The following is a 25685-nucleotide window of genomic DNA, read 5'->3' as shown; positions in this document are numbered from 1 at the left end:
CACACTACGACAGGTTGCCGTATCAACATTTGCGTGGCTACGTCGCGCTGGACTGGCGCTCGCTGTCGGTGCCAGTCGCGTCGTCCGTCCCGTCTGCATCGTCACCGGAGCAGAGTGCCCGTCGAACACCAGCCTCGGCGATGGTGTTCGCGTGTTCGACGGTTCGGTCGAGACTATCGAGGACGCGCACGAGTCGGTAATCTGCGTCTCCTTCTTCGAACAGTCGGCGTTCGAGCGAGTCGAGGTCCGATTGGACACGCTCGCTCGTCTCCAGTACGTCGCGGGCGGCGGGGATGCTCCCGCCGGCGAACACCGCATCGACCGCCGTTTCGACGGCGTCTCTGGCGTCGTGTGCGATGGCGTCGATGTCGTCGGCGATTGAGTCCGGCAACTGGTCGTCGATATCGGCCGCGACGGCGGCGATGCGCTCTGCGTGGTCGGCGACGCGTTCGACCGCTCGGGCGACGGCGTGGAGGTAGAACAACTGCTGTCGCGTCTCGCCGAGCGCATCGACCTCGTCCAGTCGCGCGAGTGCGCGGGTGAAGTACCGGTCGGTCATCTGGTAGAGGCGGTCTGCTCTGTCGTCGCGGCTGACGACGGCCGCCGGCGATTCGAGACCCAGTAGCGCGGCGGTCGCCTCGCGGTGCATCGACAGCGCGACGAACTGTAACTGCCGGACGGACTGCCGAACCGACACCTCGTTCGCGTCGAGGACGTTGCGCGCTCGCATGTGCGTCTCCGACTCGTCGGTAATCGTGACGCCGACGAGGTTGCGAACGGCGCTCCGGACGGCGTGTTGCTGTTCGGCGGTGAACCCCGACTCCGAGGTGAGCGCAATCTCGTCCGGCCCGGCGAGGTACGCCGCCCGAAGCGTCTGTTCGAGGTTGGCCGGTCGTTGGTCGTCGACCGCGAGCGTGACCGTTTCGACGGCGTGCGAGTCGCTTCCGGGGGGCTGTACCACGAGGAGTCCGTCGATGTGTGTATGAAGGTCCACGACGGTTCCGGTGGTGATGCCGACTGCATCAGCCCACTCTCTCGGTAGCGAGACGGTGAACGTGCCGTTGCTGACTTGCTGTATCTTTCGTGTTTCCATTGTCTCAGTTCGGTATCGCTGTCTGCTCGCTCCCCCGAAGACGCGAGAGCCTCCAAAATCTCCGTGGAGGGTCGTCGTGACCCGATTCGCCCGTGACGTATCGCCGACGCGCTATCCGAACTTGCCGCTGATGTAGTCTTCGACGCGCTGACTCTGCGGGTCCTCGAACACCTGGTCGGTATCGCCGTACTCGACGAGTTCGCCGCCGGTGAGGAACACCGCCGTCTGGTCGGAGATACGCGCCGCTTGCTGCATGTTGTGGGTCACGATGACGACGGTGTACTCTTTGGCCAACTCGTGGACGAGGTCCTCGATTTTCGAGGTCGCAATCGGGTCGAGCGCCGATGCGGGTTCGTCCATCAGGAGGACTTCGGGGTCGGTCGCCAGCGCGCGAGCGATGCAGAGGCGCTGTTGTTGGCCGCCGGAGAGACCGAGCGCGTTGTCGTCGAGACGGTCGGACACCTCGTCCCAGAGCGCGGCCTGTCGGAGCGAGCGCTCGACCAGTTCGTCGATCGCGTCGTCGTCGCTCCGGCCGAGCAGGTTGGCGAGGAGACCGGTTTCGAGGTCGCCGTGTTTCCGGGGTCCGTAGGAGATGTTGTCGCGGATGGACTTCGGGAAGGGGTTCGGCGACTGGAACACCATGCCGACGCGCTTGCGGAGTTCGACGAGGTTGACGTTGTCCTGGTAAATCTCCCGTCCGTCGAGTTGGACCGAGCCATCGACGCGGGCCGCACCGATGCGGTCGTTCATCCGGTTGAGACACCGGAGGAACGTCGATTTCCCACAGCCGGACGGACCGATGAGCGCCGTCACGCTGTTCTCGGGAATCTCCATGGAGACGCCCTTGAGCGCGTGGTCGTCGCCGTAGTAGACGTCGAGGTCCTCGGCGGCGAGTTTCGCCTCGCCTTCGAACTCGTAGTCGGTCCACTCGTCTCGAGACTTCTCTCGGGTTTCACCGCTCGTAACCTGCAACGGTTGGTCGGCGGCGGACTGTTCGTTCTCTGTCGTGTGTGCTGTTTCGCTCATGTGTTCAGTCATGCTGGAGTTTCCGTCTGAAGTAGTACCGTGCGGCGATACCGACCGCGTAGAAGCTCAGAACGACGACGAGCAGGATGAGTGCGGTCGCCCATCGGAACTGGTCGATGTTGGCGATGTTCGACGACTGCCCGACGCCCGCGGTGATCAGTGAGTAGAGTTGATACGGGAGCGCGGAGGTCGCTTGCATCAGTTCGGGATTCGCCACGAACGGCGGCGACCCGGTGAACCGGAAGCCACCGATGACGTCAACCGTCTGGCTTCCCGGCGGCGCGACACTCCCGGACATCGTGAGGAGAATCGGTGCCGTCTCGCCGGCGATGCGGCCGACGCCGAGGATGATACCCGTGACGACACCGGGAAGTGCGGCGGGGAGGACGATGCTTCGGATGGTCTGCCACTTCGTGACGCCGAGGGCGGCGCTCGCATCGCGGTACTCGTCGGGCACCGCGAGCATCGCCTCCCGACTCGTAATCACGACCAGCGGGAGGAGCATGAAGCCGAGCGTGAGCATGCCCGCGAGGAGCGACTTCTGGTTCGCCAGCCGCGGGACGAGGAACGCGAGACCGAACAGACCGAAGACGATACTCGGCGTACTCCACAGCCCGTTCGTCGCAATCTCGACGACCTGCGTGAACCGACCGCGGTCGGCGTATTCGGTGATGAAGATTGCCGCGCCCACGCCGAGCGGGACGGCGAATAACACGGCACCGATGACGAGCCAGATTGTCCCGACGATGGCCGGGAGCACGCCGTTCACGTCGTTCAGGAGGGCGACGCCGTTCATCACGAACGGCCAGTTGACGGGCCACGAGAAGGTGACGCCGAAGAGCGTCGTCTGCGGCCCGGACCCGAGTCCGAAGGCGAGACCGCGGAACAGGCCCGGAAGGCCCTTGAACACGGTGAACGCAACGAGCAAGAACAGCACCGCGATGATGGACAGCGCGTTCAGGTAGACGAGCACGTACGCCCCCACGTGGCGGCCGCGAGCGCCGAAGCCGCCGTAGGCTTTCGCGGCGGACCACCCGACGACGAGCGAACAGAACGCCGTAATCGTCGGAATCGTGAACTCGGCGTTGAACGACGCCTGCTGTTCCCACCCGAGGTCCCAGACCCACGACGGGCCGATGAGACCCGTCACGAGGACGAGACCCGCGAACAGCGCGAGCGCGCCCGCGGGCAGCGTCGAACCGACGTCTTCGCGCGGGAGGGCGGTGGCGGCGAACCCGAGACCGCCGGTTAGGACTGCGGTCACGACCCAACCGGCCGTTCCGAGACCGAGCGTCTGGGAGGCGACCAAACCACCGACCACGAACCAGAGACCCGAGAAGGCGACTGCGGCGACCAACCCGGCGCTCGGGAGGGGATTCGTCTGGACGTACCCGAGTCGGGAACCGACGCCGAACCCGATGACGCCGAGACCTAAGACCATCAGGAGGACCCCGAGGAGAGCGACCACCGGGACGCCCGCGATGGGGTCGGTGATGGTGACGAGTTCGAACAGGGCACCGAGCGACAGTGCGAACAGGAGCGCGGCGAGACCGACGGCACCCGCGGCGACTGCCTCGGTTCCCGAGGTGTCCTCGGAGACGAGTTGGGACTCGTTCACGCTCGCCATCAGTCGGCACCTCCGAGTTTCTGACGCATGCGCGCCTCGATGTACTGCGACCCGATGCTGAGGAACAACACGGTGATAAAGAGGATGACGCCGGCGACGAACAGCGCCGACAGTTGCAGTCCGTCGGCGTCGCCGTAGTTCGCCGCGATGAGCGAGGTCAGCGTGTCGTTGCCGTAGAACACGTTGTACAGGGGTTTCGTCAGTCCCGGACTGCCGCGGAGCATCACGGTCGCGGCCATCGTCTCGCCGATTGCGCGTCCGACGCCGAGGAGAACAGCGGCCGAGACGCCCGAGAACGCCGCGGGGAGCGTAATCGAGGTCATCGTCTGCCAGTCGGTCGTCCCGAGGGCGAGCGACCCGCTCTTCATCGCTTCGGGGACGCTGTTGAGGGCGTCTTCGGCCACCGAGACGACGGTCGGAAGCGCCATCAGGCCGACCATGATGCCGACGAAGAGGTAGGTTCCCTGTCCGACGATGTCGAACTGTTCGGAGGCCCACGGGCTGAGGATGGTGAACCCGATAAAGCCGTAGACGATAGACGGGATTCCGGCGAGGATTTCGACGCCCGGTTTGACGAGTTCGCGCACGGTCGTCGGTGCGATTTCGCTCAGGAAGAGCGCGGCGGCGACGCCGAGGGGCGCTGCGACGGCGGTTGCGATGATGGTGACGAGGACCGTCCCGTGAATCATCGGAACCAGCGAGTAGCGAATCGGCGGCGACACCGGACTCCAGCGCGTCTCGATGAAGAGATGAAGCCCCGGAATCGGGATGCCGAAGACTGTTACGGTCGCGTACTCGACGGTCGCCCACGCCTCGGCGAAGATGAACACGAGGATGAGCCCGAGTATCAGAATCGTCGAGACGGTGGTCGTCAGCGTGAGCACGCGCGCGGTCAGTTCTTGATGCCGCATCCACCCGTAGCCCGACGCGACGAGGAATATCACGAAGGGGATGGCTGTCAGCGACGAGACGGCGATGAAGCCGACGAACGCAGCGAGCAGCGACAACGAGGCGACCGTGACGGTGACGAGTGCTTCCGGGTCTGTCTCGTCGATAAAGTCACGGCCTCGCTGAAGCTCGCTCCGTGCCGCAGCTCGGAGACTGCCGCCGTCGTTGTCTGTGAATCGTGTCATGTTTGGTACGTAAATGAATGTGAAAGAACGAGGCGTTCGGGACCTGTGCTGCGCTACTGGGTCAGGTTTAGACCTGGGACGGCAGCTTGTCCTTCTCGGCCTGGATGTCCTTGTCCGGAAGCGGGATGTAGTTGTTCGCCTCGACGAAGACTTCCTGGCCGAACGTCGTCAGGAACATGTTCATGAACGCGGCTTCGCGCATGTCCGTCCCGCTCGGGGTGTCCTCCGTGATAGTCGTGTACTGGTGGAGGTCACGGTTGAGCGGGTAGGCGCTGTCGAAGATGGTGTTCTCGGCGCTCTTGTCGGGTTCGAACAGCGTCCCCTCGAACTCGATACCGATCGGGATGACCTGCGGGCCGGTGAACGCGAGTGCCATGTACGCGATGGCACCTTCGTTCTGCTGGACGACGGTCTTGACCTGCTGGTTCTGACCCTTACGGGTGTCAACGCCTTCCATCGAGGCGTCGGCGTCACCGAGCATGTTGAGACGGAAGGAGGTGTCCGTACCCGAACCCTCTGCACGACCGACCACGTAGATTTCCTGGTCCGGGCCGCCGACTTCGCTCCAGTTGGTGATTTCGTCCTGGTAGATGCCCTTGACCTGCTCGCCCGTGAGCTGCGTGACGCCCGCGTCGTAGATGTCCTTCGAGACGACGACCGGCTGGCCGTCGCGGCCGAGGACGTGGTCTACGTACTTCTCGTCACGCTCTGCTTCGCTGATGCCGAGTTCCGCCGTAATCGGACCGGAGGAGTTCCCGATATCCACGAGACCGTCGCGGACGGACTTACAACCCGTTCCGGAGTGGCTCAGACCGATGGACGTTGCGAACGGCGGGTTCGCTTGCGTCTCGGTCGGCTCGAAGCCGTAGAGGGATGCGAAGTAGTCCGCGAGGCGCATGTCGCCCGCGTCGAGTTCGTCCCAGCCGGGGACGGTACCCTCGGAGCTCGAACCCCAGTACTCGCCGTCGCTCGCCGGTGCGTTGGAGTTCCAGTACGAGCTACCCTTGTTTGCGATGGGGTAGACGGTCGAAGACCCTTCTGCGGTGAGCATCTGCGGCTGTGCAGGCTCGGAGGATTCCTCGGTGGTCTCCTCGGGTGCCTCGGTCGCTTCGGTTGCTTCTTCCGTCGCAGCCTCGGTCGCTTCGGTCTCTCCGGAACCGGACGAACCAGAACAGCCAGCCAGTCCAGCCATACCGGCAGCGCCGGACGCAACGAGGAATTTACGGCGTGATACGGTCTCTGTCAACTCAGTGGAGTCGCGCGCCATCAACTGAGCAGACCCGACTTATAATAAAATGCGTTTATAATACTACTTTATTGTACTCACACTGAACCCTGATACTATCTATGTCACTTTCGTCTAACTACCAGTAATACCGCGATATTACGGCTACGTACGTCTATATTCTAATATGTATCAACGAACCGATAACATATAGAACACGGCGGCACCGTAGACAGTCACGATGGCCACGGAGAAACGCGACACCACTGTCGAGCAACTCATCGGCGTGGCGAAGTCGGCGGCCGTAGACCGACTCGTCACAGAAGACGATTCGCGCGATGCGGAAGTAGTCGGGAACGTCCTCACGCACGTCACCGACGATGGTATCATCACGCGCGAGGCGATCGACGAGTCGGTGACCGACACCGCGATGATTCTCTCGACGGCCGAGACGCGCGTCGAACTCGCCGGCATCGCGCTCGAAGAAGCGAGAGAGCGCGCACAATCGGCACCAGACGTCGATTCGGTCCGCGCACGACTCTCGGCGTTCGAGTCGGTCGTCTCTGGCGCGGAGGCACAGGTGGAGTCGCTCGGAGAGACCAACCAACGCCTCTCTGCGTGGCAGCGCGAGTCACGCTCGCTCTACGAACTCGTCACCGGACTCCGGGACGTCGCTTCCGGCGCACAACAGGTCACCCGAGTCGCGGACGACACGCAACTGGAAATCGAGGAGTTCGAGACGTGGCTCACGAACCACGCGTCTCGAATCCGCGAACTCACCGGCGACGTAGACGTTCTGGAGCAATCGCTCAACGGCATCTCGGAGACCGCATCACAGGTGGACGACGGGCACGCGAGCGCGGACGCGTGGTTCGACGCGTCGCTTCGCTTGCGGACGGTGCCGCTCTCGATTGCGGACGCTCGCGCGGAACTGGACGACGTTCGGACGATGGCACCCGAGTCGGCATCCGGCGACGAGATGGCGGAGATTGCCGACCGCCTCGACTCGCTCGACGGGCGCGCCCGAGCCATGGAATCGGAACTCGACGGCGTGGCCGACGACGCCTGGCACGAACAGTACGGCGAGCGACTCGAATCGTTCGAATCGACGCTCGACTCGTTCGAGACGCCCGTTTCGTGGGCCGCCGTACAGTCCGAACTCGAACGCGCGCGTCAGGTCTGAGCGGAGCTATTCGTTCTACGCCGGAGCTACCCTTTTTCTCTCGGATTACAAAAACGAGTACGAGACTATTGAGTTTTCAGAGCGGTTCGAACTGGTAGCCGTCCCACTCTTGACTCGCCGGTTCGCGGATACCCGCGCCGGGTTCGCGGAGTTCCTCGCAGTAGATCGGTTTCACTTCGTCGCCTATCGCTACCGCTTCCGAGGTGACCTGCCCGAGTGCGCGAACGGGTTCGCCGTCCACGTCGAACTCGACGATTGCCAGCGTGTTCGGCGCGCGAACGCCCGGCGGAGTCGCCGTCGAGGTGGTCCACGTGAGCACCGTCGCCGTGTAGTCGCTCAGGTCAACCGTGTCGATTGCCTCCTCGCCGCCGGGCCCGACCGGGTGGCCGGGGTAGGTGATGCTCCCGTCGGGGTAGCGGTACGCTTCCATTGGGGGATTGTCGGACATTATCGGGACTCCATGATGGTGGTGGTGACGCAGTTGCCGAAGCCGCCGACGTTGCACGCCAGCCCGACATCGGCATCGACCTGTCGGTCGCCCGCGTCGCCGATGAGTTGCTTGTAAATCTCGTACACCTGCGCGACGCCGGATGCACCGAGCGGGTGGCCCTTCGACTTCAGGCCGCCGGAGGTGTTGATGGGCAACTCTCCGTCGCGGTCGGTGACGCCTTCTTCGACCGCCTTCCAGCCCTCGCCCTTCTCGAAGAAGCCGAGGTCTTCGGACTGCAGGAATTCGAGGATGGTGAACATGTCGTGGAGTTCGGCCACGTCGATGTCTTCGGGGCCGAGGTCGGCCATCTCGTAGGCGATTTCGGAGGAGTTGACGACGCCGCCCATCGTGGTCGGGTCGGCGCGCTCGTGGACGACGTGGGTGTCGGTCGCGCCGCCGATACCCGAGATGACGGCGTAGTCGTCCGTGTACTCCCGGGCGACGGACTCGGGACAGAAGACGAGCGCGGCCGAGCCATCGGTGATGGGACAGAAGTCGTAGAGTCGAAGCGGGTCCGCGACGATTGGCGAGTCGAGGACGGTTTCGAGGTCAACTTCCTTTCGGAACTGGGCGTGCGGGTTGTCGAGGCCGTTCTTGTGGTTCTTGACGGCGACCTTACCGAGCGACTCGCGCGGTGCGTCGTAGGTGTCGAGGTAGAGACGCGCGGTCAGCCCCGCGAACGACGGGAGCGTCACGCCGTGTTTGTACTCGACCGGGTGGGTCAACGACGCGATGACGTCGGTCGCTTCGGCCGTCGTTCGATGTGTCATCTTCTCGCCGCCGACGAGCATCGTCATGTTCGACGCGCCGGAGGCGACAGACTGCCACGCGGCGTAGACGCCCGCGCCGCCGGACGACGAGGTCTGGTCGATACGGGCGGTGTAGGCGGGCATCGCCGCGAGGTCGTGTGCGAGGGCGTTCGGGACGCCGGTTTGGCCCTCGAACTCGCCGCTCGCCATGTTCGAAACGTAGAGGTGCTCGATTTCGTCGGGAGAGACGCCAGCGTCCGAGAGCGCCGCCACGCCTGCTTCGGCGAGCAACTCTCGAATCCACGCGTCGCGCTGCCCGAACTGGGTCATCGATGCACCGATGATCGCTACGCGGTCCATACGCGCACGTCGTCACAACACGATTTAAAACCGGCCAATCGCGTGTCGCTCCGTCTCACATCGTTTATCTGTCGAACACCCGAACGGCCGGATATGGATGTCGAACGTCTCGCACCGACAGTTGGAATCGTCGGTGCACTCTGTCTCGGTGTTTCGGTTGCCCTCCCGGGAATCGTCGTCGCGTCCGGCGGTGGCCCGACGGCCTCGTACTACGCGTCCGGGCCGACTGGTCTCTCGATAATCGGCCTGCTCGCGTTGCTCGCGGTCATCGTCTTTCTCTCCGGACTTCAGGGCCGAACCGACGCCGAAACCTCCGCCGGGTTGGCGCTCGTGCTGTCGCTCGCCATGCTCGGTCTCACGACGCTCTGGGCGTTCAGCATCGATTCGACGGTGCTGTTCAGTTTCGAACGCGAGTACTCGTGGCTCGAATACCACCGCTGGGCCGTCCTCGGGTCGGCACTGTTGACGTTCGTCGGCGCGGCAGGGTACGCCCGAAGTGTGCTCTAGCGCTCCTGTTCCTCGCCCTCTGGTCACTCGCCCTCTGGTCACTCGTTCCTGACACGCTGACGCCCCTGCTTCTGCGTTTCACACGCGCGGGAAACCCCTCCGATGTCGCTCGATTATCTCCCCGCCGAGTCGAAAGGCCCTTAACAGTCCGTGGATTAGGGAGGAGTGGACTAGGTCGGGCAGTTAGGCCCTGCTCTCTACCCGCGAAATAGGTCTTTAGCGGGGACCGAACACGGGCGCGTCCGGTCAGACCGGTACGGGCCTCGGAAGCCAACGTAGAAACCTCGTCCTTCGGGGACAGCGGCTCCGCGTACCCCTTCCGCAGGGAAGGGTTCGCGCGGTTCATCGGTGGTACCCCGCCAGGCGCGGAAGCGAGCAGCGGACCATCGGACGTGCGTCGCTCGAGGGGTCGCGGGGTGGAGGAGGCAACCGAGATTCCCCGTTTCGGAACGCCGGGCAACCTCGCTGTCCGCCCATTCATACGTCATCTACCCGGTGAGCGACGGCGCTCGTTCCGTCGCTACTCGGCGTTCTCCTCCCGACAGTCCGCGATAGTCGTCACTCTCGGTTCGTGGAATTGCTGGACTACCCAGCGGAGAAGGCTTAGTTTTTGTTCTCGGTTTCGGTGTCTGCGTCAGCCTCGGCCTCGGCAGTTTCTTCGTCCTCGTCGCTCGCCTCGGACTCCTCTGCGCCCTTCTTGAGTTCATCCTCTATCTCCTCGCGGCCACGTCGGAACTCACCCATCGCCTGCCCCGTCGAGCGGGCGAGTTGTGGGAGTTTGTTCGCCCCGAACAGGAGCACGACGATGAGTAGGACGATGAGCAGTTCTGGGCCACCCGGCAGACCCGGGAAGAGTGGAATAAGGTTTGACATTACGTTCGCCTAGGACGGCGGGGAAGATAAGACAGACGGTCCGTCTCGTGTGCCGAATGTTAGCTCGAATCCCGTGTTTTGGACTGCCTGAACGGGGTGAGAAAGCGAAACCGAGATTCGAACCGGGAGGTGAGCGTCGAATGCTCGGTTCTGTGACCATTCGTTCGGTCGAATCTCGAACGGTGGTCGTCGCACCAGGAGACTCGAATGGGCTCGCGTCGTGAAAACCGGTCTTACTTGTCCGGCGCGAAGCCGACTTGGAACACGTCGGGCGTCTCGGGGCAATCTTTCTCTTTCCGCGTCCAGCGGTACGTCAGACCCGCCTCGATGCTGTTGTCACGAGTGTAGAGTCGCAACAGTTCGCCTTCCAGCGGCCCGCTCACGTACTTGATGTTCCACCACGGGAACGGGAGGGTTCCGCCCTTTCCCGGCGGGAAGCGGCCGCCCTGACCGTAGCACTGGAAGAACAGCGGGTCGTCGCGGCACGAACCGTACGGCGTCGGACTGTCGCACTCCTGTGCTTCGAGGATGACGAACGATTCGTCGGGGTAGTACTCGTCCTCGTGGATGATCGCTTGGCCGCCCTTCCCGTTCGCCGATACCGTCCCCGCGCCGAGTAACAGCGCACCAGACCCGGCGGCCGCCTGCATGAATCGACGCCGCGGGACGCCGTTCGATTTCTCTTTCTTCTGCTGTTCGTCCTCGCCCGTCGTCGATGAATTGAACCCGAACACTACTCGTCCGAACAGAGTGAAACTTCATAATTCTTTGTGCGGCGAATGTACAATTAATTGCCCAGTAGGGCTGACACGACGACGTTCGAATCGAAAATAGATACAGAATTCGACAGTCCTGCGAACGCGGCCTTCGAGTAGTGCCATGTGTTACACACCAGTCGCTAATTGGTGTCAAGGAGGGTAACTTTAGTCAAGGATTCGAGGAACGGACCGGTTCGCTCAGCGACCGGTCATCACGTCCGTGCTTCCGCACTCGGGACACTGTGTCATCGTCCCTAGGGATGCTTCGACGGTGGCCCATTCGTCACTGCCCGAGGTCGCTGCGAAGCCACAGTTCAAGCACCGTGAACGTGGGTCTGGAGTGGTTGCACTCATGCTCTTCTATTCATCACGATTCCAAATAGTCGTTTTCACGGGGGAGGTGAGGAAGGTTGGAACGTGAACTCGCTCAGCCGGGAGTCCCGCGAGCAGTGTGAGACGACAAAGTCGTCTCACTGGCCATTCGGGCGACTTTGATGTCGCCCGCAGACGAAGCGAGTGGGACGTTGACGAGACTTCGTCTCGTCAGGAGTTGAACCACGGTCACAAATCGAAGATTTGCTCCCTGATTCAACTCCCTCTGGGCGCATTTCTTCACTCCACAGCAACTCGGAGTCTAGCGACTCCTCGTTTGGTTCCGTTCAGAAAGTGCGCCGGTCGGGAGTCCCGCGAGCAGAGCGAGGGGGACTACGGCGGCGCACTGACTGAGCGAGTAACACGAGCGAAGGAAGTGCGCCGGCCGGGAGTTGAACCGAACCCAGACGGTCCTCCTCGTTTCACTCGTCGGCGACTGGCTGGGTTCAACTCCGTCGTGCCGCATTACTCTCGAATTGATGAGTCCGGAGACACAGCTCCGGACTGTAATTCTTCGAGAAAGTGCGCCGGCCGGGAGTTGAACCCGGATCGTTGGCTTGGAAGGCCAAAGTCATGCCATTAGACCACCAGCGCATGCATGCTCGCACTGAGTCCACCTCAGCGCCAGCGACATCCACCCATTCACGACGCTACAATAAGGATGTTACTTTTTCGTCCAGCCGGCTCCGTCACCTGATTTTACGACAAAAAGAGCGGTTAAACGGGCGATTGGAGCCGAACGACCGGCTCAGTCGTCGGCGTGGGACTCGTTGAACTGTTTGGCCTTTTCGAGCAGGCCGGCCGAGATGCCCGGCGCGTCTTCGACCGAAATCTCCCCGTGCTCTCGAATCTCGTCGAGGCTCTTGGGGAACTCGCGGAGTTCCATGTGGATGGCGATGCCGGCCTTCGCGCCCTTGCCCATGGCGACGGGAATCTGGTTGTGACCGGGGGTGATGTCGCCGACGGCGTAGACGCCATCGACGCTGGTCTCGCCGTGGTCGCCGACCGGGACGGTGCCGTCGTCGTTGAGGTCCACGTCGAGTTGCTCGAAGAGCGTCGTGTTGTATTCCGACCCGTACATGGCGAAGCCGCCTTTGTACTCGCGGGTGGTGCCGTCCTCGAAGGTGAAACTCTCCAGCCAGCCATCGTCGCCTTTGGTCATGCTGTCGAGTTCCTCCTCGACGATGTCGATGGGGTGCGCGCGGACGAGTTCGTCCGTCTCGTCGGACCACGAGGGGTCGTCGCCGCGGAGGAGGATATCGACTTCGTCGGTGAAGTTGAGCATAATCATGGCGACGTAGGCCGCGGAGTCGGAGTGGCCCATCACGTACACCGACTCGTCCACGAACATGTAGGCGTCGCAGTGGAGACAGTAGTGGAGTCCCTTACCGGTGCGCGGGAGCGGCGGGTCGGGTCGCTTGTCGTTGAAACCGACGCCGAGGACGACGCGCTCGGTGACGAACGTGCCGTCGTTGGTGGTGAGTTCGAATCGGCCGTCGTCGAGCTGTGTGGCCTCGGTCACGAGGTCACGGTAGAGGTCGGTGCCGTATTCTTCGAGTTGCTGACGAGCGGTTCCGAGGAATTCGTTGCCCGAGACGTCTTCGGTGACACCGATGACGTTGTGGGTATCGACCATCATCGCCGCGCGGCCGCCGCCGCGGTCGATAAGTGCGGTGTCGTGGCCCAGTCGAGTCGTGTAGAGCGCCGTCTGCAACCCGGCGGGTCCCCCGCCGACGACCACGACTTCGTACTCCTTGGATTCGTCAGTGTCGCTCATACGATGCGATTCGTCCACGCCGTCTTAAGCCCACATCTCCTGTGCGCTCGGCGCAACCAGCCGCCACGTGTTACCACAGCGCACCCTTGCCTGGGCGTCACCGCCCCGAGAGGACGGCGTAACAGTTGCCGCTGGAAATCTCGGATTCGAGGACCGTGAGGTCGCTCGCCGCGAGGTCGGCGTCGAACTCGTCGGGCGCGTAGATGTGATAGTACCGGGGGACCGTCTCGCCGCCGGGGAGCGTCCAATCGACGGTCGTATCGAATCCGTCCTCCCGGTCGAAGGTGTCGTGTGCCGTGCTCCACGCGCTGACGAGCGCGGTCCCCTCGGAGTCCAAGACCCGCGCGAGTTCGTCGAGGCTCGCAACGCGCGTCTCGCGGGGCGTGAGGTGGTGGAGCGTTGCGACGTACACACAGAGGTCGAACGAGTCGGCTTCGAACGGGAGGCGAGACGCGTCACCCTGCACGAGGTGCGTGTCGAACTCACGGTCTGCGGCGCGTTTCGTCGCTTCGGTGAGCAGGCCGCGACTCACGTCGAGACCGACGACCTCGTCGGCGTAAGAAGACAGAAGTTCGACGTGGCGACCGTTGCCGCACCCGAGGTCGAGCGCACGAACGGGACGGGAATCTTCGGTCGCCTCCTCGACGAACGATTTGACTTCGGGCCACGGGTACTCGCGCGTCGAGGCGAAGTGCGAGGCGATACGGTCGTACGTCTCTCTGACCGTGTCTCGGGGCTGGTCCATGCACTGAGATTTCGGTAGCGAACCAAAGACCACACGGTCGCCTCTCAGATGAAGAGGAAGACGACGTAGGTCAAAAGCAGGAGGAACGTCGCGTGTTTGATGCCGTCGGCGACGTCGCCCTCGCCGAGTTGCCCGGCGATGATGCCGGAACAGACGCCCTGAATCGCCGTGATGTGGAAGAACATGAGTTCGTAGGACTCGGTGTTCACGTTACGCAGTCCCTCGAACGTCCCCGAGGTCACGCCGACCCCGCCGGAATCGACGAGCGCGCCCGTGCTCGCCTGTTCGACCGCCGGGATGAACGAGATGGCGAGCGCGCCGACGATGCCGAGGAAGACGAAAAAGGAGATGTAGATGACGACGAGGTAGGTCAGCATCTCCTGTTGGCGCTCGCGGGCCAGACGGCGACTGTCCTGTGCTTCGGTGGCGGCGATGCGAACGACGGGTGCGATGTCGCCGCTCGCGCTCATCGCGTTGGTGAGGAGCGTGACCGACCGCGACACCATCGGACTCCGAGTGCGGCGGTCCATCCGCCGGAGTGCGGACTCGGCGTCGGCCCCGACGTCGATGTCTCGAATCGTCCGCTGGATTTCGTCGCCGAGCGGGCCGAGGTCGGACGACGAGACGCGGCGCAGACTCTGGACGATAGTCAACCCGGCCTCGTTGACGCTTGCGAGTCGGTCGAGGAAGTCGGGCATGGCTCGTTCGATAGCCCGCAGTTGGCGCTTTCGAATCTCGTGAATGACCGAGATTATCGCCATCGACACGATAGCCACCTCGACGACGTGGTTGTCTGCCGCCGCGACGACCGCCTCCAGCGAGTCGCCGAGGTGGAACCACAGTGCCGGCTGCACAACCACGCGAAGCAGCGACGTAGATTCGGCGGGACCGACCGAAACCGTCGTCTGCGTCAGCACCCACACCAGCCCGAGCGGAACGGTGAAGACCAGAACCGCGAACGGATTCTGCAGAATCGACCGAACCGGCTGATTCATCCACCGTCGAAGCCAGCGAAGGCGGTCGTAGGCGGCCAACCGTTCGGCGTTCACCGTCCATCCGAGGGCCATCTCACCGCCGTCGGCGCGTGCCGTCTCGCCGACCGTCGAGCGGTCAGCCATCTGGTGGGAATCCGCGGCCGCGCCAGTGCCGAGGTTTCGAGAGATCACACCCCGAAGCGACTTGGTGATACTGCCGAGATAGACGACGAACGCGGCGCTTATCGCCGGGACTGCGACGTAGCCGATGATTCGGATGACCGTGAGCGTATCCGCGATGACGAGTCCGATGACGACGAGGACGGTGATGAGGAACAGCGGTCCGGCGACGAGCACCGTGACGTACACCTCGGCGAGCGTCGAGAGGAGTTCGAGGTACTGCTGTTGTTGGGCGGCCGCCTCCGTCTGGAAACGCTCGTACTGTTCGTGGAGGTACCGGGACAAGTTGCGGCCGCTCCCGAGTACGCTAGAGAGGTTCTCGCCGAACTCTTCGAGGTTCTCGCTCGGCGTTCGGTCGGACAGCGATTGCAGGGCGGTCAGCACGTCGGTGCCGAAGGCGTCCATATCTCTGACGGCGATTCCGACTTCGCGGGCCGCCTCGCCGTACACCGCCTCGTTCCGGGCCAGCGTCTCCAGAACCTTCGGGAACGCCATCCCCGAGCGCGAGAGCGCGTAGATGAACGCCACGGTCCGCGGCAGGGTCGCTTCGATCTCCGTCGCACGGGTGTTCGCGCGCTCGGTGAGGACGTACCACCGAATCCAGTAGACGCCCAGTGCGAGCGCCGTCCCGATCGTCGCACTCGACAGGACGAGCAAGACGAACAACTCCCGGAGCGACAGCGTATCGAGGCTGGTCACACCGCGTAAGAACTGCACCTGCGGGGGCAGTCCCGCCCACGTCTCTGGCGAGAGCGCGAACGTGCTCAAGAACGCCGCAGCGACGTAGACGCCGAAGATGCTCCCCGCGATTCCGAAGACGGCGGCCATGAGGAGCGTCCGCGAGGCGTAGACGCGGTGGGTCACGCCGACGTGTGCGGCACGAAGTCGCCACTGTTGCCTCCGGTGGCGTTGGTTTTCGGTGGCGACGTAGAAGCCGAAAATCGGCAGAGCGACCTGCGAGACCAGCAAGTTCGCGCGGCGACTGACCGGGCTGACGAGTATCGGGGCGATGAGCGCGAGTGCGAACAGAAGTGGGAGCAGCGACAGTCCGGACAGCATCTCAAGCGCCGTCCACGTCGGCCGCGATGGTCTCCGATTCGACGCGTTCGAGCACTTCCTCGGGGTTCGAGTAGTACTCGTTGATGAGCGCGGTAAAGCGTCGGTAGTCCGAGACGCCGTTGTCCTGAAGGTACCGGAGGAACTGCTCGCGCCGCCGGAGTTCCCGTCGCAGGTCGGTCCGCGACCAGCCGTTTTCGCGCTGAATCTCTTCGAGGACGTTACTGTCGCTCTGGGAGAACGCGTCGGACTTCGCGTCCCACGAGAACGACGCGGAGTAGTCGAGTTCGCCCGTCCGCTGGTCGATGTTGCCTATCTCGCCGATGGTCTGTGAGCGCCGAACACGCTCGCCGTCGAAGCGGGTGAGCGTCTGGATACACAGCAAGTCGAGCGACTGCACCATCGCGCGCGGCACGTTGATGGGTTCGTTCTCCAAGCGATTGATGACCGTCTCGATGCTGTCGGCGTGCATCGTCGAGAACGTCGTGTGGCCCGTGTTCATCGCTTGGAAGAGCGTCACCGCTTCGTCGCCGCGGACCTCGCCGACGATGATGTACTCGGGGCGATGGCGGAGTGCCGACCGGAGCAGGTCGTACATCGAGATGTTCGTCCCGTCGTGGATGCGCTCGCGGGTGACAGACGAGAGCCAGTTGTCGTGGTACAGCGCGAGTTCGCGGGTGTCTTCGATGGTCAATACCTTCGCACGCGGCGGGATGAACATCGACACGGCGTTCATCGACGTGGTCTTCCCCGACGCGGTCCCGCCCGCGAAGATGAGGCTCTTGTTGTGCTCGATACAGAGCCAGAGGTACGCCATCTGCTCGACAGAGAACGTCCCGTAGTCGATGAGGTCGATTGGCGTGAACGGTTCGTCGGCGTACATGCGGATGGTGAAAGCCGACCCGCGCGGCGTCACTTCTTCGCCGAGTGCGAGTTCGGCGCGCGCGCCGTTGGGGAGCGTCGTCCCGAGCACCGGGTCGCCGACGCTGATGTGCCGGCCGGAGCGCTGGGCGAGTCGGATGACGAAGTTGTCCAACTGTTCCTGGCCGAACGAGACGTTCGTCGAGATGTCGGTGTAGGTGCTGTGGTAGATGAAAAGCGGGATATCGTACCCGTCGCAGGAGATGTCCTCGATGTGCGGGTCGTTCATCAGGGGTTCGAGGCGGCCGTAGCCGTGGAAGTCGCGCCGGAGGTAGTACAACAGCGTGTAGAACGACTCCATGTGGAGGTCCAACCCGTACTGCTCGATGAGCGACTCCAACTCCTCGACGAGCGTCTGTTCGCTCGTCGGGTCCTTGTCGTCGCGGTACAACAGCGGGTCGCGGATGTCGGTCCGGACGCGTTCGAGTAACGCCGCTTCGAACGCGTCGAGGTCCGGTTCGACGACGTGGTAGCGGTGGGCCGTCGCGTCCACGTCGTAGGTGACGACCACGTACGCGAAGGGGGCGTCTACCCAGTAGCGCTCGACTTCCTCGTGGCCGTCGGGAACGTCGAACGTTCCCAGCGGCGTCTCTTCCGGCGAGAGGGGACGAACGTCGAGTTTCGACCCGCGGAGCATCTCTGCGGTACGCCGTAAAATCCGGCGGGTCTCCTCGGCGGCGAGTTGGAAGTCGCCATCTCGGAGCAGTCTGAACACGCCCCGGTTTGCGGACGGTCGCATCGCCGCCGTTGCGTTCGGTGGTGTATCTTGTGGCATCGTCACCCGAATCAGTCGGTCGAGTGGTATGGCGGGTTGGTACTTAAATCGTCCGCGCGATTCTACTCCGTTCGCTCGACGGTGAGTAAGACGCCGCTGAGGACGAAACAGACGAGCACGCCGAGTGGGAGCGGAATCCCCGGAAAGCCTCGCGTCACGAGCAGGTAGGTGGCCGCGCTGAGAATCACGCCCGTGAGTCCGAGCAGGCCACCCATCAGCCGAACCGGGTCGAGTGGGCCTGCTTCGACTTCCGCCTCGCGTGCGTAGTAGACGAACGAGAACAGGACCGCAATCGCCAGCACGGCGGCACCGACAACCCACGCCTGATAGGCGACCGCAATCGACTGACTGGCCTGGAGCGACAGCGCAGAGACGGGATTCGAGATAGCCACTCGCTGAGCGATGTCGATTCCCCACGCGTACCGAACCTGAAAGAACGGGAAGCGGACGAACAGGAGGCTTCCACCGGCGACGCCGGACGAATAGGTGACGTTCCACGGGATGAGCGCACAGAGCCACGCAGAGATAACAGAGAGCGCACCGGCATACTCAGAGCGAACCCAAACCATGCACAAGCGGCAGGCGCAGGTGGGTAAAATCTATCGACAAGCTACTGTCCAGATTCCCCGCTGTGCGTCACGTTAATACGTCGCGCACAATAAGAAATCACATAGAATGCGGCGCGACTACTTCGAACTCGACGTGACCAACGTCGATTGGTACGGGACGGGTGAATCTCCCCGTCAGCCGACGGTTTCGATCGACTTCTACGGACCGCCGGAGTTGCTTCGTGAGCGATTCACCGCGCCGACTGGCGAACTACTCGACGCGGGCGAACTCGACGTGGCGCTTCGCTTGCAAGGCCCGATAGACGACCCGAAGACGACTGGCGTTGTCAGCGTGACAGACCGCTTGACGGGTGATTACGTCTTGGAACTGAACGCCGACGCCGACGACGTGCTCCACTTCATCGGTGCGGCCCGAGAGTACGGACGGTCTATCGACGTCGAAAACGGCCACTACCAGGTCGATATCGCCATCGAGGACGAACATCTGGTGACGCTCGAAAAATCGACGTTCCTCGTCTACGACGCCGACGGTGAACTGCTTCGCGGACAGAGTCTCATTCCATCTGGCGTCGAGTTATAATCTCAGTTCACGCTCGTTCGTGGGCAACATCGGGTCGAACCACGGCTTCTTTATCAGCGGACTCCTGAGAACGCATCGTGAGAAACGTAACCGACCGCACGAGCAACCCGTTTGGCATGCGACCGTCGTGTGACCGGTTCGTTCCAGGCTACGGCGACGCCAACGCCGACTTCCACGTCATCGGAGACCACCCCGATATCCACGGCGGAATCGAAACCGGCGTCCCCTTTACGAGCGACCCTGGAATGAAACTGCAAGCAGCACTCGCGGACGCCGGACTATTGACCACGACTGGTGACGAACCGGAAGTGGACGGGACGTTCTTCTCGTATCTCCACATGTGCGTGGCAGACGGAACGCCGACACCCGCAGAGTACACCGACATGGAACGCTTCTTCGACGCAGAGTTGCGCGCGATCGCCGCACACGTTCTCTTGCCCGTCGGCGAAGTGGCGACCAAACACGTCTTGGAGAATTACAGTTCGATTGCGTGGAAGACGGACATCGACATGGAGACACTCCACGGAACGGAACTTCGTGGTAGCGGCTTTCTCATCCTCCCCATCAAGGACCCACGCGAATGGGACGAGGGCGACCACGACGAACTCGTCGCCGGTATCGTGGAACTTCGTTCGACCGACTTCCGCCGCGAATCCGACCTCGGCCGATTTATCCCGGGAGACGACCCGTACTACGTCCGCTAGCCACTCTCACGCACGGTTAACAGTCCTGAGTCGGGCGATTTGTTACGTTTTATAATGATTCTTACTTCGTTCGTCTACTAAGAACCATTAAGGTTTGGAAACGTTGGCTTTTTTCGGCTAAATGGTCCACATAAGCGTAAGTTTACCCAGTGCTTCTGTATGGCATGGTCCTTATTGGCGCGAACAAAGGACTTTTTACAACTAGACCCAAAGTGGGTATTGACGCGCGTGGTTTGATACAATTCCGCCGGGCGCGTCAGGCAACTGTGAGATTGGTGCTCCTCGCAGTGGCTTGGTCAGTCCGGGGATTCGCGCTCGGTCGCGGTCCCCGCTCTTTACAACGACGAGCGAGGGCTCCCTTCGCTCTTCGTTCGTCTCTCAAACTTTCTCGGCGAGCTCCTGCAGTTCGCCGTACCCGTACTCCTCGACCGGGTTTCCGTGCCCCATTGCGATGACTTCGATTGGTGGACACTTCGAGACGAATTCTCGAATACTGCGGTCGTTCATCTCGGCGTCTGCCGCCATCACCCACGGGAGCGCGACGAGTTGACCTCGCTTCTCACGGACGAGGTCGCCGACGAAGGCCACGCTGAACGGTTCGTGGACGAACGCGGTGTGTCCCAACGTGTGTCCGGGCGTTCGGTAGGCGATAAAGGGTCCAATCTGGTCGCCGTCTTCGACCGTCTCGATTGGCTGTCTCGGCGTGTCGATGAGTCGCGTCCCGACTCGCTGGAGAAATCCTTTCCGCGAGGAGAAGGGTGGCTTTGCGCGGCCAGAGAGGTACGAGGCGTCCGGCTCGGCGAGGTGTATCGGAACCGAGTCGCGCAGCCCGAGGGACGAGAGCGACCCGACGTGGTCGATATCGTAGTGCGTGAGAAGCACGCGGTCGATGTCGGGGACGGTGTACCCGGCGTCGATGATGCCCGCGCGAAGCTCACCGCTGTCCCACGGCGTCCCGGCATCGACCAGCGTGAGTTCGCCGTCGTCGTCCACGAGATACGCGTTCACTCCACGCAGGCGGAGTCGGTGAACCTGCTCGCCGAGCTTGCTCATACATGTCAGTACGTCTTCAAAGGTCAAAAATCGTGAGATTGTTTGTCATTGCCGAGCGGCCCACAGGTATCGGCCGGCGTCGAAGATGAACCCGCCGGCACCGAGCAGCGGCAACACGGCCAACGCGACGACATCGACCGCGAGCGGACGTCCCATTCCGACGCTTCCGGCAATCACGAGCGCCAGCGGGGCGAGTGCTGCGAGCGCGTACAGCCACGTCGCCCACGAGTGACCGAACTTCGCCACCGTTCCGACGAGCACGAGCGCGAGGAGTACCGACCCGCCCGGCAGAATCAGCATCGTCGGCGAAGCGGCTGCGGCCGTCTGCAAGACAGCGAGCGACGGCAGTGTAAGCGGCGACACCGAGAGCAGGGCGGGGACGGGTGCGGCGGTATCGATTGAAATCAACGTCTCGACGAACGCCCCGCCCGACGTCGAGAGAAACCAGCCGAGCGTACCGAAATAGGCGAGCAAGGCGACGAGCGAAACCGACCAGCCGTACCACAGCGGGTTCGTCTTCGCCGACTCGCTCGACTGCTCGGACGCGGAATCGAATCGGTTCGAGTTGCCGTTGCGTGCGCGCCGAGCGCGCGAGCGGCGACTCCGCGACGAGCGCGACGAACGCCCGCTCCCCGTCGAAGTTCGAGACGACGACGAGCGAGAACTGGAGCGCGAATTTCGGGACGACGAACGACTCGACGAGCGCGAACCCGAACTTCGTGCGGAAGACGAACTGCGAGATGAGCCGGTGGACGAAGACGAACGCGACGAGGAAGTCCGAGACGAAGAAGACCGAGACGACGACGAACGCGAACTCCCTGAAGAGGAGCGCGAGGACGACGTAGACGATGTGGAGCCACGTGACCGACTGGAACTGCCGGACGACGAGCGCGACGATGAGGAACGAGACGAAGATGACCGAGACGAGCGCGAAGACCCAGACGACCGAGTCGTTCGATTCGACCCCGACGTGGACGTCGAGGAAGACGACCCGCTCTGCTTACCCGCCTCGCCGGGGAACTTGAACTTCCGCAGGCCGTCGAGGCGTTTTTCGACGTACGAGCTGTGGCCCATCCGGTCGTAATCCGCGCGCTCGCCCTCGTCGGTGAGCACTTCGTAGGCCTTTCGTACGACGGTGAACTGTGCGGTCGCTCGCTCGTCGTCGTTCACGTCTGGATGGTACTCACGCGCCATCTGACGGAACGCTTGTTTGATGTCGTCCCGTTCGGCGTCGCGGTCAACGTCGAGGAGCTCGTAGAAGTCCACCGGCATTCGACGTGCACGACGACGTAGGGGTAGACTTTGAATGTAACGGGCAACGCCGAGAACGTGTGCGACCCGTTCACACACACACAGGGTTCCGTATTCGGAATCGTGATAAACGCCGACGGCGAGGTGCTCGCATGGAACGTATCTCGCTCGGGAACACCGTGTTCGAAGGGAGCAACAATTCCTATCTCCTCCCCGGCGACCAGTTGACGCTGGTCGATGTCGGCGTCTCGACCGACGACGTCCGGGCTGACCTCTACGACGGCATCGAAGCCGCTGGCTACGATGTCGCAGATATCGACTCGATTATCCTCACCCACTGGCACGCGGACCACACCGGCCTCGCGGGCGAACTGCAGGCCGAGAGTGGAGCGACCGTCTACGCTCACGCGGCCGACGCCGGACTCATCGCGGGTGACGAAGACGCCCACTTCGCGGAGACCGACATGCGCGAGCAGCGCTTCGAAGAGTGGGGCATCCCGCAGGAGTCGCTCGACGAACTCACCGACTTCCTCAGCATCCTCAACGACCTGATGGGTGAAGACGCCGACGTGACGCCGTTCGAAGACGGCGACACCATCCCCGCGGGCGACGGCGAACTCGAAGTCGTCCACCTCCCCGGCCACGCCGCCGGTCTCTGCGCGTTCGCCTTCGACGGCGACTCGGGCCGCGAGGCGTTCATCGGCGACGCTATCCTCCCGAAGTACACGCCGAACATCGGCGGCGCGGACCTCCGCGTCGAGCGCCCGTTGGCGACGTACCTCGACAGCCTCGACCGAATCGTCGAAGAAGACTTCGACCGCGTCTGGCCCGGCCACCGCGACCCCATCGACGACCCGGCAGGGCGTGCGCGCGTCATCGCCGAACACCACCGAGAGCGGACCGAACGCGTCCTGAACGTCCTCTCCGAGCACGGCCCTGCCGACGCGTGGACGGTCAGCGCCCGCCTGTTCGGCGACCTCTCGAACGTCCACATCCTCCACGGGCCCGGCGAGGCGTTCGCGCACCTCGACCACCTCGTCGAGGAGGGCGTCCTCGGCCGAGACGGCACCGAGTACGTACTGGAAGACACGACGGCCGATGCCGACGCGCTGGTTGCTGTACCCGAGACGAAACGTTAAAACGCCGCTGGACGGAACGAAGAGCCATGGAACTGCGGGTCATCGACAAGACCGACGAGGAACTCCGCATCGAGATTGGTGGCGAGGACCACACGTTTATGAACGTCCTCAAGGGCGCGCTGCTCGAAACCGAGGGCGTGACCGCTGCAACCTACGACGTGAACCCCGAGCAGTCCGGTGGACAGACCGACCCCGTGCTCTCTATCAAGACCGAAGAGGGCGTGGACCCGCTCGACGCACTCGCCGACGGGGCGCGGAACGTCCAGGACACGGCCGACAACTTCACCGCAGCGTTCGACACCGCTCTCGACGCGTAACTGACGAGCGTTCTTCTCTCGTTTTCTCACCCGCTAGCCGCGCGTCTCGGCCTAATCCGCGTGGCCGTGGCCGTGGTGGGACTCGTCGCCAGCGACTGGACCTTCGTAATCTTTCTCACCGGCCTCGATTCGCACCTGAAGCCAGTTTTCTAACGGGACGAGCGGACATTCGAACCGCGGCGAGTAGGCACAAAAGGGACTGTAGGCGTAGTTGAAATCGAGTTCCCACAACCCGTCTTCGTTCGGACCGTCGAGGTCCAAATATCTCCCAGCGCCGTAGCTTTCGTTGGTGTTCGTCTCGTCACGGAACGGGACCCACAGACGGTCTTCCTCGGGGCTGGTTCGATAGGCGTCGAGTCGATACGTCTCGCCGTCGATGTCGAACTCGAAGGAGCCCCAGACGAGGAATGCGCGCTCGCCTTCGGTCGTCGTTGCGATGGTGATGGTCTCGGGGTCCTCGTACGTCAGCAATGGGAGTTCGAATCGCAGGTTAGGATTCGGTTCGAAGTAGTCGAGTCCGTCGAAGAACTCGCGCTGGTCGGGCGGAATCGGTGAATGCGGGTCGCGGGCGAAAGAGCGGTCTTTCTCGTCGCGGTAGCTTTCGAGCGCCGCGCGCCACGAATCGGTCGTCATGGCACACACTACGCGCGTCTCGGAGGTTAAGATTGGTTTCGACTGTGCGGGTCGCGCACGACCGAAAAGAGTGTGGTATCGAAGTCACTCAACGTGGCGTTCGACGGCCATCTCGATGCGCTCGCGGTCCGAATCGCGGCGTCGGTCAGTCATCGAGAGCACCTCCTCGACCGGTCGGAACGCGACCGTTCCCTCCTCGAACTGCGGGTGCAACTCGCCGGCGGTCGCAGACCGTTCGAGTGTGTACGTGAGAAAGTAGATGCCGACGACCGAGAGGTCCGCGTGGTAGGTCGTCAGATACTCCAAATCGGACGGGTCTGCACTGAGTCCGGTCTCCTCTTCGAGTTCCCGAAGCAGCGCCTCTTTCGGTCCTTCGTCGTACTTCGCGTACCCGCCGGGGAGGGTCAATATCCCCTCGCTCTGCGGGATGGGTTCGTCGAGTAGGAGGACGCGCTCTCCGTCGTGGACGACCACCTGGACAGCGGCGACCGCGTTCTGCGAAAAGAGCAGGTCACACGCCGGACACCACGGGGTCTCCCGCCCTTCGAACTCGTTCGTCTCGACGGCTGTCCCGCACTTCGGGCAGTAGTCGGGCTCGACGGCGACGGACTCGATATCGGGGCTGTCATCGGCCACCATAGGTAGTACTACCGTGACAGTAGAAGAAATGTTTCTATACCATAATTTATCGTCGCACAACTCGGTCAGCGACTGAGATGACGAAAGAGCGCCGACCCCGTCTGTCGTCGATTCAGAACCGAACCGGAACGCCGCGTTCGTCGAGGTAGGACTTCACGTCCTGAATCGAGTACTCGTCGAAGTGGAAGATAGAGGCGGCGAGTCCGGCGTCGGCGTTGGCTTCGGTGAAGACTTCGTGCATGTCTTCGGGTCCGCCACAGCCAGAAGAGGCGATGACGGGCGTCGAGACGTTGTCGCAGACGGCCTTCGTCAGCGGGATGTCGTAGCCGTCCTTCGTGCCGTCGGCGTCGATGGAGTTGATGAAGAGTTCGCCAGCGCCGCGGGATTCGGCCTCGCGGGCCCACTCGACCACGTCCACGCCGGTTCCCTCGCGGCCGCCTTTGATGGTGCACTCGAACCAGCAGGACTCGCCATCGACTTCGACGTAGTGTTCGCCTTCGTCGTCGAAACGGCGTCGTGCGTCCACCGAGATGACGATACACTGGCTACCGAAGGCGCGCGCGCCCTCCTCGATGAGTTCGGGATTCTCCAGGGCGGCGGTGTTGATAGACACCTTGTCGGCCCCGGCGCGGAGCGTCTCTTTGATGTCCGCTTTGGTTCGGATGCCACCGCCGACGGTGAGTGGGATAAACACCTCGTCGGCGACCTGCGAGACGGTATCGAGCATGGTCTCGCGGCCGTCTGCCGACGCCGTGATATCGAGAAAGACGAACTCGTCGGCGCCCGCTTCGTTGTACAACTTGGCCATCTCGACGGGGTCGCCGGTGTACTTCAGGTCCTCGAAGTTGACGCCCGTGTAGACGGCGGGGTTGCCGTCGTCGTCGAGGTCAACGTCGATACAGGGGATAATGCGCTTCGTGAGCATTCGCTACTAGTCACAATGTGAATCGGGCGTTTCACGGTTTCGACTACGGCA

General features: G+C 62.9%; 26 protein-coding genes, 1 tRNA gene, 1 other RNA gene and 1 pseudogene. 8 read left to right on the top strand and 21 right to left on the bottom strand.

Features of this window, described 5'->3' with window-relative positions:
* Window positions 1–37: 37 nt before the first annotated feature.
* The 5 genes from ACFQJC_RS11320 to ACFQJC_RS11300 form a co-directional block, all read right to left on the bottom strand.
* Window positions 38–1093 carry a PhoU domain-containing protein gene (locus tag ACFQJC_RS11320; protein ID WP_390223530.1) on the bottom strand — a complete coding sequence of 352 codons (1056 nt, stop codon included), beginning with the start codon at window positions 1091–1093 and terminating at the stop codon, window positions 38–40.
* A gap of 111 nt (window positions 1094–1204) precedes the next feature.
* Window positions 1205–2119 (bottom strand): phosphate ABC transporter ATP-binding protein PstB, encoded by a 915-nt coding sequence (gene pstB, locus ACFQJC_RS11315; protein ID WP_390225599.1) that lies wholly within the window; start codon window positions 2117–2119, stop codon window positions 1205–1207.
* Between the two features lie 4 nt (window positions 2120–2123).
* Window positions 2124–3746 (bottom strand): phosphate ABC transporter permease PstA, encoded by a 1623-nt coding sequence (pstA, locus tag ACFQJC_RS11310; RefSeq protein WP_390223528.1) that lies wholly within the window; start codon window positions 3744–3746, stop codon window positions 2124–2126.
* Window positions 3746–4879 carry a phosphate ABC transporter permease subunit PstC gene (gene pstC / locus ACFQJC_RS11305; RefSeq protein WP_390223526.1) on the bottom strand — a complete coding sequence of 378 codons (1134 nt, stop codon included), beginning with the start codon at window positions 4877–4879 and terminating at the stop codon, window positions 3746–3748. The genes pstA and pstC overlap by 1 nt, the downstream gene beginning before the upstream one ends.
* 67 nt (window positions 4880–4946) lie before the next feature.
* Complete coding sequence (locus ACFQJC_RS11300; RefSeq protein ID WP_390223524.1) at window positions 4947–6146, bottom strand: substrate-binding domain-containing protein; 1200 nt, start codon at window positions 6144–6146, stop codon at window positions 4947–4949.
* A gap of 199 nt (window positions 6147–6345) precedes the next feature.
* Between ACFQJC_RS11300 and ACFQJC_RS11295 the strand changes: the two genes are divergently transcribed.
* Entirely contained in the window at window positions 6346–7287 is a 942-nt protein-coding gene (locus tag ACFQJC_RS11295; RefSeq protein WP_390223522.1) for a halo transducer protein, read from the top strand.
* Window positions 7288–7363: 76 nt separating this feature from the next.
* Here ACFQJC_RS11295 and ACFQJC_RS11290 read toward each other — a convergent pair whose 3' ends face one another.
* Complete coding sequence (locus ACFQJC_RS11290) at window positions 7364–7735, bottom strand: OB-fold domain-containing protein (RefSeq protein WP_390223520.1); 372 nt, start codon at window positions 7733–7735, stop codon at window positions 7364–7366.
* Window positions 7735–8886, bottom strand: coding sequence for a thiolase family protein (locus ACFQJC_RS11285; RefSeq protein WP_390223519.1), 1152 nt, complete (start codon window positions 8884–8886; stop codon window positions 7735–7737). The genes ACFQJC_RS11290 and ACFQJC_RS11285 overlap by 1 nt, the downstream gene beginning before the upstream one ends.
* A gap of 93 nt (window positions 8887–8979) precedes the next feature.
* Here ACFQJC_RS11285 and ACFQJC_RS11280 point away from each other — a divergent pair, with 93 nt between their 5' ends.
* Together ACFQJC_RS11280 and ffs are read left to right on the top strand one after the other, a co-directional pair.
* The gene (locus ACFQJC_RS11280) at window positions 8980–9393 is read left to right on the top strand and encodes a DUF7548 family protein (RefSeq protein ID WP_390223517.1); all 414 of its coding nucleotides are present in this window, start codon (window positions 8980–8982) and stop codon (window positions 9391–9393) included.
* Window positions 9394–9556: 163 nt separating this feature from the next.
* Window positions 9557–9868, top strand: an RNA gene (gene ffs, locus ACFQJC_RS11275) — signal recognition particle sRNA.
* Between the two features lie 128 nt (window positions 9869–9996).
* On the opposite strand, the gene ACFQJC_RS11270 is transcribed toward ffs, so the two are convergent.
* The 8 genes from ACFQJC_RS11270 to ACFQJC_RS11235 form a co-directional block, all read right to left on the bottom strand.
* Window positions 9997–10266, bottom strand: a complete 270-nt coding sequence (locus ACFQJC_RS11270; RefSeq protein WP_390223516.1) for a Sec-independent protein translocase subunit TatA/TatB — start codon at window positions 10264–10266, stop codon at window positions 9997–9999.
* Between the two features lie 233 nt (window positions 10267–10499).
* Window positions 10500–11000 carry a hypothetical protein gene (locus ACFQJC_RS11265; RefSeq protein ID WP_390223514.1) on the bottom strand — a complete coding sequence of 167 codons (501 nt, stop codon included), beginning with the start codon at window positions 10998–11000 and terminating at the stop codon, window positions 10500–10502.
* Between the two features lie 919 nt (window positions 11001–11919).
* Window positions 11920–11990, bottom strand: a tRNA-Gly gene (locus tag ACFQJC_RS11260).
* 154 nt (window positions 11991–12144) lie between these two features.
* Entirely contained in the window at window positions 12145–13173 is a 1029-nt protein-coding gene (locus tag ACFQJC_RS11255) for an NAD(P)/FAD-dependent oxidoreductase (protein WP_390223512.1), read from the bottom strand.
* A 97-nt stretch (window positions 13174–13270) separates the two neighbouring features.
* Entirely contained in the window at window positions 13271–13918 is a 648-nt protein-coding gene (locus ACFQJC_RS11250) for a class I SAM-dependent methyltransferase (RefSeq protein ID WP_390223510.1), read from the bottom strand.
* A gap of 44 nt (window positions 13919–13962) precedes the next feature.
* A complete protein-coding gene (locus ACFQJC_RS11245) occupies window positions 13963–16131 on the bottom strand; it encodes a type II secretion system F family protein (RefSeq protein WP_390223508.1) in 2169 nt (722 codons plus the stop codon).
* Window position 16132: 1 nt separating this feature from the next.
* Complete coding sequence (locus tag ACFQJC_RS11240) at window positions 16133–17824, bottom strand: type II/IV secretion system ATPase subunit (protein WP_390223506.1); 1692 nt, start codon at window positions 17822–17824, stop codon at window positions 16133–16135.
* Window positions 17825–17886: 62 nt separating this feature from the next.
* On the bottom strand, window positions 17887–18393 hold the full coding sequence (locus tag ACFQJC_RS11235) for a DUF7549 family protein (RefSeq protein ID WP_390223504.1): 507 nt from the start codon (window positions 18391–18393) through the stop codon (window positions 17887–17889).
* Window positions 18394–18499: 106 nt separating this feature from the next.
* On the opposite strand from ACFQJC_RS11235, the gene ACFQJC_RS11230 reads away from it, so the two are divergent.
* Together ACFQJC_RS11230 and ACFQJC_RS11225 are read left to right on the top strand one after the other, a co-directional pair.
* Window positions 18500–18973 (top strand): DUF5793 family protein, encoded by a 474-nt coding sequence (locus ACFQJC_RS11230; RefSeq protein ID WP_390223502.1) that lies wholly within the window; start codon window positions 18500–18502, stop codon window positions 18971–18973.
* 77 nt (window positions 18974–19050) lie between these two features.
* Window positions 19051–19677 carry a uracil-DNA glycosylase family protein gene (locus ACFQJC_RS11225; RefSeq protein WP_390223500.1) on the top strand — a complete coding sequence of 209 codons (627 nt, stop codon included), beginning with the start codon at window positions 19051–19053 and terminating at the stop codon, window positions 19675–19677.
* Between the two features lie 378 nt (window positions 19678–20055).
* Here ACFQJC_RS11225 and ACFQJC_RS11220 read toward each other — a convergent pair whose 3' ends face one another.
* Window positions 20056–20730, bottom strand: coding sequence for an MBL fold metallo-hydrolase (locus ACFQJC_RS11220; RefSeq protein ID WP_390223498.1), 675 nt, complete (start codon window positions 20728–20730; stop codon window positions 20056–20058).
* Between the two features lie 45 nt (window positions 20731–20775).
* A complete protein-coding gene (locus ACFQJC_RS11215) occupies window positions 20776–21138 on the bottom strand; it encodes a molecular chaperone DnaJ (RefSeq protein ID WP_390225667.1) in 363 nt (120 codons plus the stop codon).
* A 163-nt stretch (window positions 21139–21301) separates the two neighbouring features.
* Here ACFQJC_RS11215 and ACFQJC_RS11210 point away from each other — a divergent pair, with 163 nt between their 5' ends.
* Complete coding sequence (locus tag ACFQJC_RS11210) at window positions 21302–21814, top strand: hypothetical protein (protein WP_390225665.1); 513 nt, start codon at window positions 21302–21304, stop codon at window positions 21812–21814.
* Between the two features lie 53 nt (window positions 21815–21867).
* Here the strand turns inward: ACFQJC_RS11210 and ACFQJC_RS11205 are convergent.
* Window positions 21868–22002: pseudogene (locus ACFQJC_RS11205) on the bottom strand (DnaJ domain-containing protein); the annotation flags it as partial.
* Between the two features lie 131 nt (window positions 22003–22133).
* Here ACFQJC_RS11205 and ACFQJC_RS11200 point away from each other — a divergent pair.
* Window positions 22134–23120, top strand: coding sequence for an MBL fold metallo-hydrolase (locus tag ACFQJC_RS11200; protein ID WP_390223496.1), 987 nt, complete (start codon window positions 22134–22136; stop codon window positions 23118–23120).
* A 26-nt stretch (window positions 23121–23146) separates the two neighbouring features.
* Window positions 23147–23437 (top strand): DNA-directed RNA polymerase subunit L, encoded by a 291-nt coding sequence (locus ACFQJC_RS11195; RefSeq protein WP_390223494.1) that lies wholly within the window; start codon window positions 23147–23149, stop codon window positions 23435–23437.
* 51 nt (window positions 23438–23488) lie between these two features.
* Here ACFQJC_RS11195 and ACFQJC_RS11190 read toward each other — a convergent pair whose 3' ends face one another.
* From ACFQJC_RS11190 to hisF, 3 genes are all read right to left on the bottom strand, one after another.
* Window positions 23489–24070: a DUF1684 domain-containing protein gene (locus ACFQJC_RS11190; RefSeq protein WP_390223492.1), complete on the bottom strand. Its 582-nt coding sequence runs from the start codon at window positions 24068–24070 to the stop codon at window positions 23489–23491.
* Window positions 24071–24154: 84 nt separating this feature from the next.
* On the bottom strand, window positions 24155–24709 hold the full coding sequence (locus ACFQJC_RS11185) for an NUDIX domain-containing protein (protein ID WP_390223491.1): 555 nt from the start codon (window positions 24707–24709) through the stop codon (window positions 24155–24157).
* Window positions 24710–24821: 112 nt separating this feature from the next.
* Window positions 24822–25634 carry an imidazole glycerol phosphate synthase subunit HisF gene (gene hisF, locus ACFQJC_RS11180; RefSeq protein ID WP_390223489.1) on the bottom strand — a complete coding sequence of 271 codons (813 nt, stop codon included), beginning with the start codon at window positions 25632–25634 and terminating at the stop codon, window positions 24822–24824.
* Window positions 25635–25685: the final 51 nt, after the last annotated feature.

The organism is Haloferax namakaokahaiae, assembly GCF_042663225.1.
GTDB classification, from domain to species: Archaea; Halobacteriota; Halobacteria; order Halobacteriales; family Haloferacaceae; genus Haloferax; species Haloferax namakaokahaiae.
Note: the sequence above shows the minus strand (reverse complement) of the source record. Positions and strands in the feature narration are given on the sequence as shown.

What these genes read in the sequence shown, in the direction of transcription:
- ACFQJC_RS11185 (WP_390223491.1), bottom strand. Translation starts at nt 24,709, where the DNA reads ATGGTGGCCGATGACAGCCCCGATATCGAGTCCGTCGCCGTCGAGCCC.
- ACFQJC_RS11235 (WP_390223504.1), bottom strand. Translation starts at nt 18,393, where the DNA reads ATGGTTTGGGTTCGCTCTGAGTATGCCGGTGCGCTCTCTGTTATCTCT.
- ACFQJC_RS11230 (WP_390223502.1), top strand. Translation starts at nt 18,500, where the DNA reads ATGCGGCGCGACTACTTCGAACTCGACGTGACCAACGTCGATTGGTAC.
- pstB (WP_390225599.1), bottom strand. Translation starts at nt 2,119, where the DNA reads ATGAGCGAAACAGCACACACGACAGAGAACGAACAGTCCGCCGCCGAC.
- ACFQJC_RS11295 (WP_390223522.1), top strand. Translation starts at nt 6,346, where the DNA reads ATGGCCACGGAGAAACGCGACACCACTGTCGAGCAACTCATCGGCGTG.
- ACFQJC_RS11280 (WP_390223517.1), top strand. Translation starts at nt 8,980, where the DNA reads ATGGATGTCGAACGTCTCGCACCGACAGTTGGAATCGTCGGTGCACTC.
- ACFQJC_RS11195 (WP_390223494.1), top strand. Translation starts at nt 23,147, where the DNA reads ATGGAACTGCGGGTCATCGACAAGACCGACGAGGAACTCCGCATCGAG.
- ACFQJC_RS11300 (WP_390223524.1), bottom strand. Translation starts at nt 6,146, where the DNA reads ATGGCGCGCGACTCCACTGAGTTGACAGAGACCGTATCACGCCGTAAA.
- ACFQJC_RS11270 (WP_390223516.1), bottom strand. Translation starts at nt 10,266, where the DNA reads ATGTCAAACCTTATTCCACTCTTCCCGGGTCTGCCGGGTGGCCCAGAA.
- ACFQJC_RS11285 (WP_390223519.1), bottom strand. Translation starts at nt 8,886, where the DNA reads ATGGACCGCGTAGCGATCATCGGTGCATCGATGACCCAGTTCGGGCAG.
- ACFQJC_RS11320 (WP_390223530.1), bottom strand. Translation starts at nt 1,093, where the DNA reads ATGGAAACACGAAAGATACAGCAAGTCAGCAACGGCACGTTCACCGTC.
- pstA (WP_390223528.1), bottom strand. Translation starts at nt 3,746, where the DNA reads ATGGCGAGCGTGAACGAGTCCCAACTCGTCTCCGAGGACACCTCGGGA.
- ACFQJC_RS11255 (WP_390223512.1), bottom strand. Translation starts at nt 13,173, where the DNA reads ATGAGCGACACTGACGAATCCAAGGAGTACGAAGTCGTGGTCGTCGGC.
- ACFQJC_RS11240 (WP_390223506.1), bottom strand. Translation starts at nt 17,824, where the DNA reads ATGCCACAAGATACACCACCGAACGCAACGGCGGCGATGCGACCGTCC.
- ACFQJC_RS11290 (WP_390223520.1), bottom strand. Translation starts at nt 7,735, where the DNA reads ATGTCCGACAATCCCCCAATGGAAGCGTACCGCTACCCCGACGGGAGC.
- hisF (WP_390223489.1), bottom strand. Translation starts at nt 25,634, where the DNA reads ATGCTCACGAAGCGCATTATCCCCTGTATCGACGTTGACCTCGACGAC.
- ACFQJC_RS11245 (WP_390223508.1), bottom strand. Translation starts at nt 16,131, where the DNA reads ATGCTGTCCGGACTGTCGCTGCTCCCACTTCTGTTCGCACTCGCGCTC.
- pstC (WP_390223526.1), bottom strand. Translation starts at nt 4,879, where the DNA reads ATGACACGATTCACAGACAACGACGGCGGCAGTCTCCGAGCTGCGGCA.
- ACFQJC_RS11250 (WP_390223510.1), bottom strand. Translation starts at nt 13,918, where the DNA reads ATGGACCAGCCCCGAGACACGGTCAGAGAGACGTACGACCGTATCGCC.
- ACFQJC_RS11190 (WP_390223492.1), bottom strand. Translation starts at nt 24,070, where the DNA reads ATGACGACCGATTCGTGGCGCGCGGCGCTCGAAAGCTACCGCGACGAG.
- ACFQJC_RS11220 (WP_390223498.1), bottom strand. Translation starts at nt 20,730, where the DNA reads ATGAGCAAGCTCGGCGAGCAGGTTCACCGACTCCGCCTGCGTGGAGTG.
- ACFQJC_RS11200 (WP_390223496.1), top strand. Translation starts at nt 22,134, where the DNA reads ATGGAACGTATCTCGCTCGGGAACACCGTGTTCGAAGGGAGCAACAAT.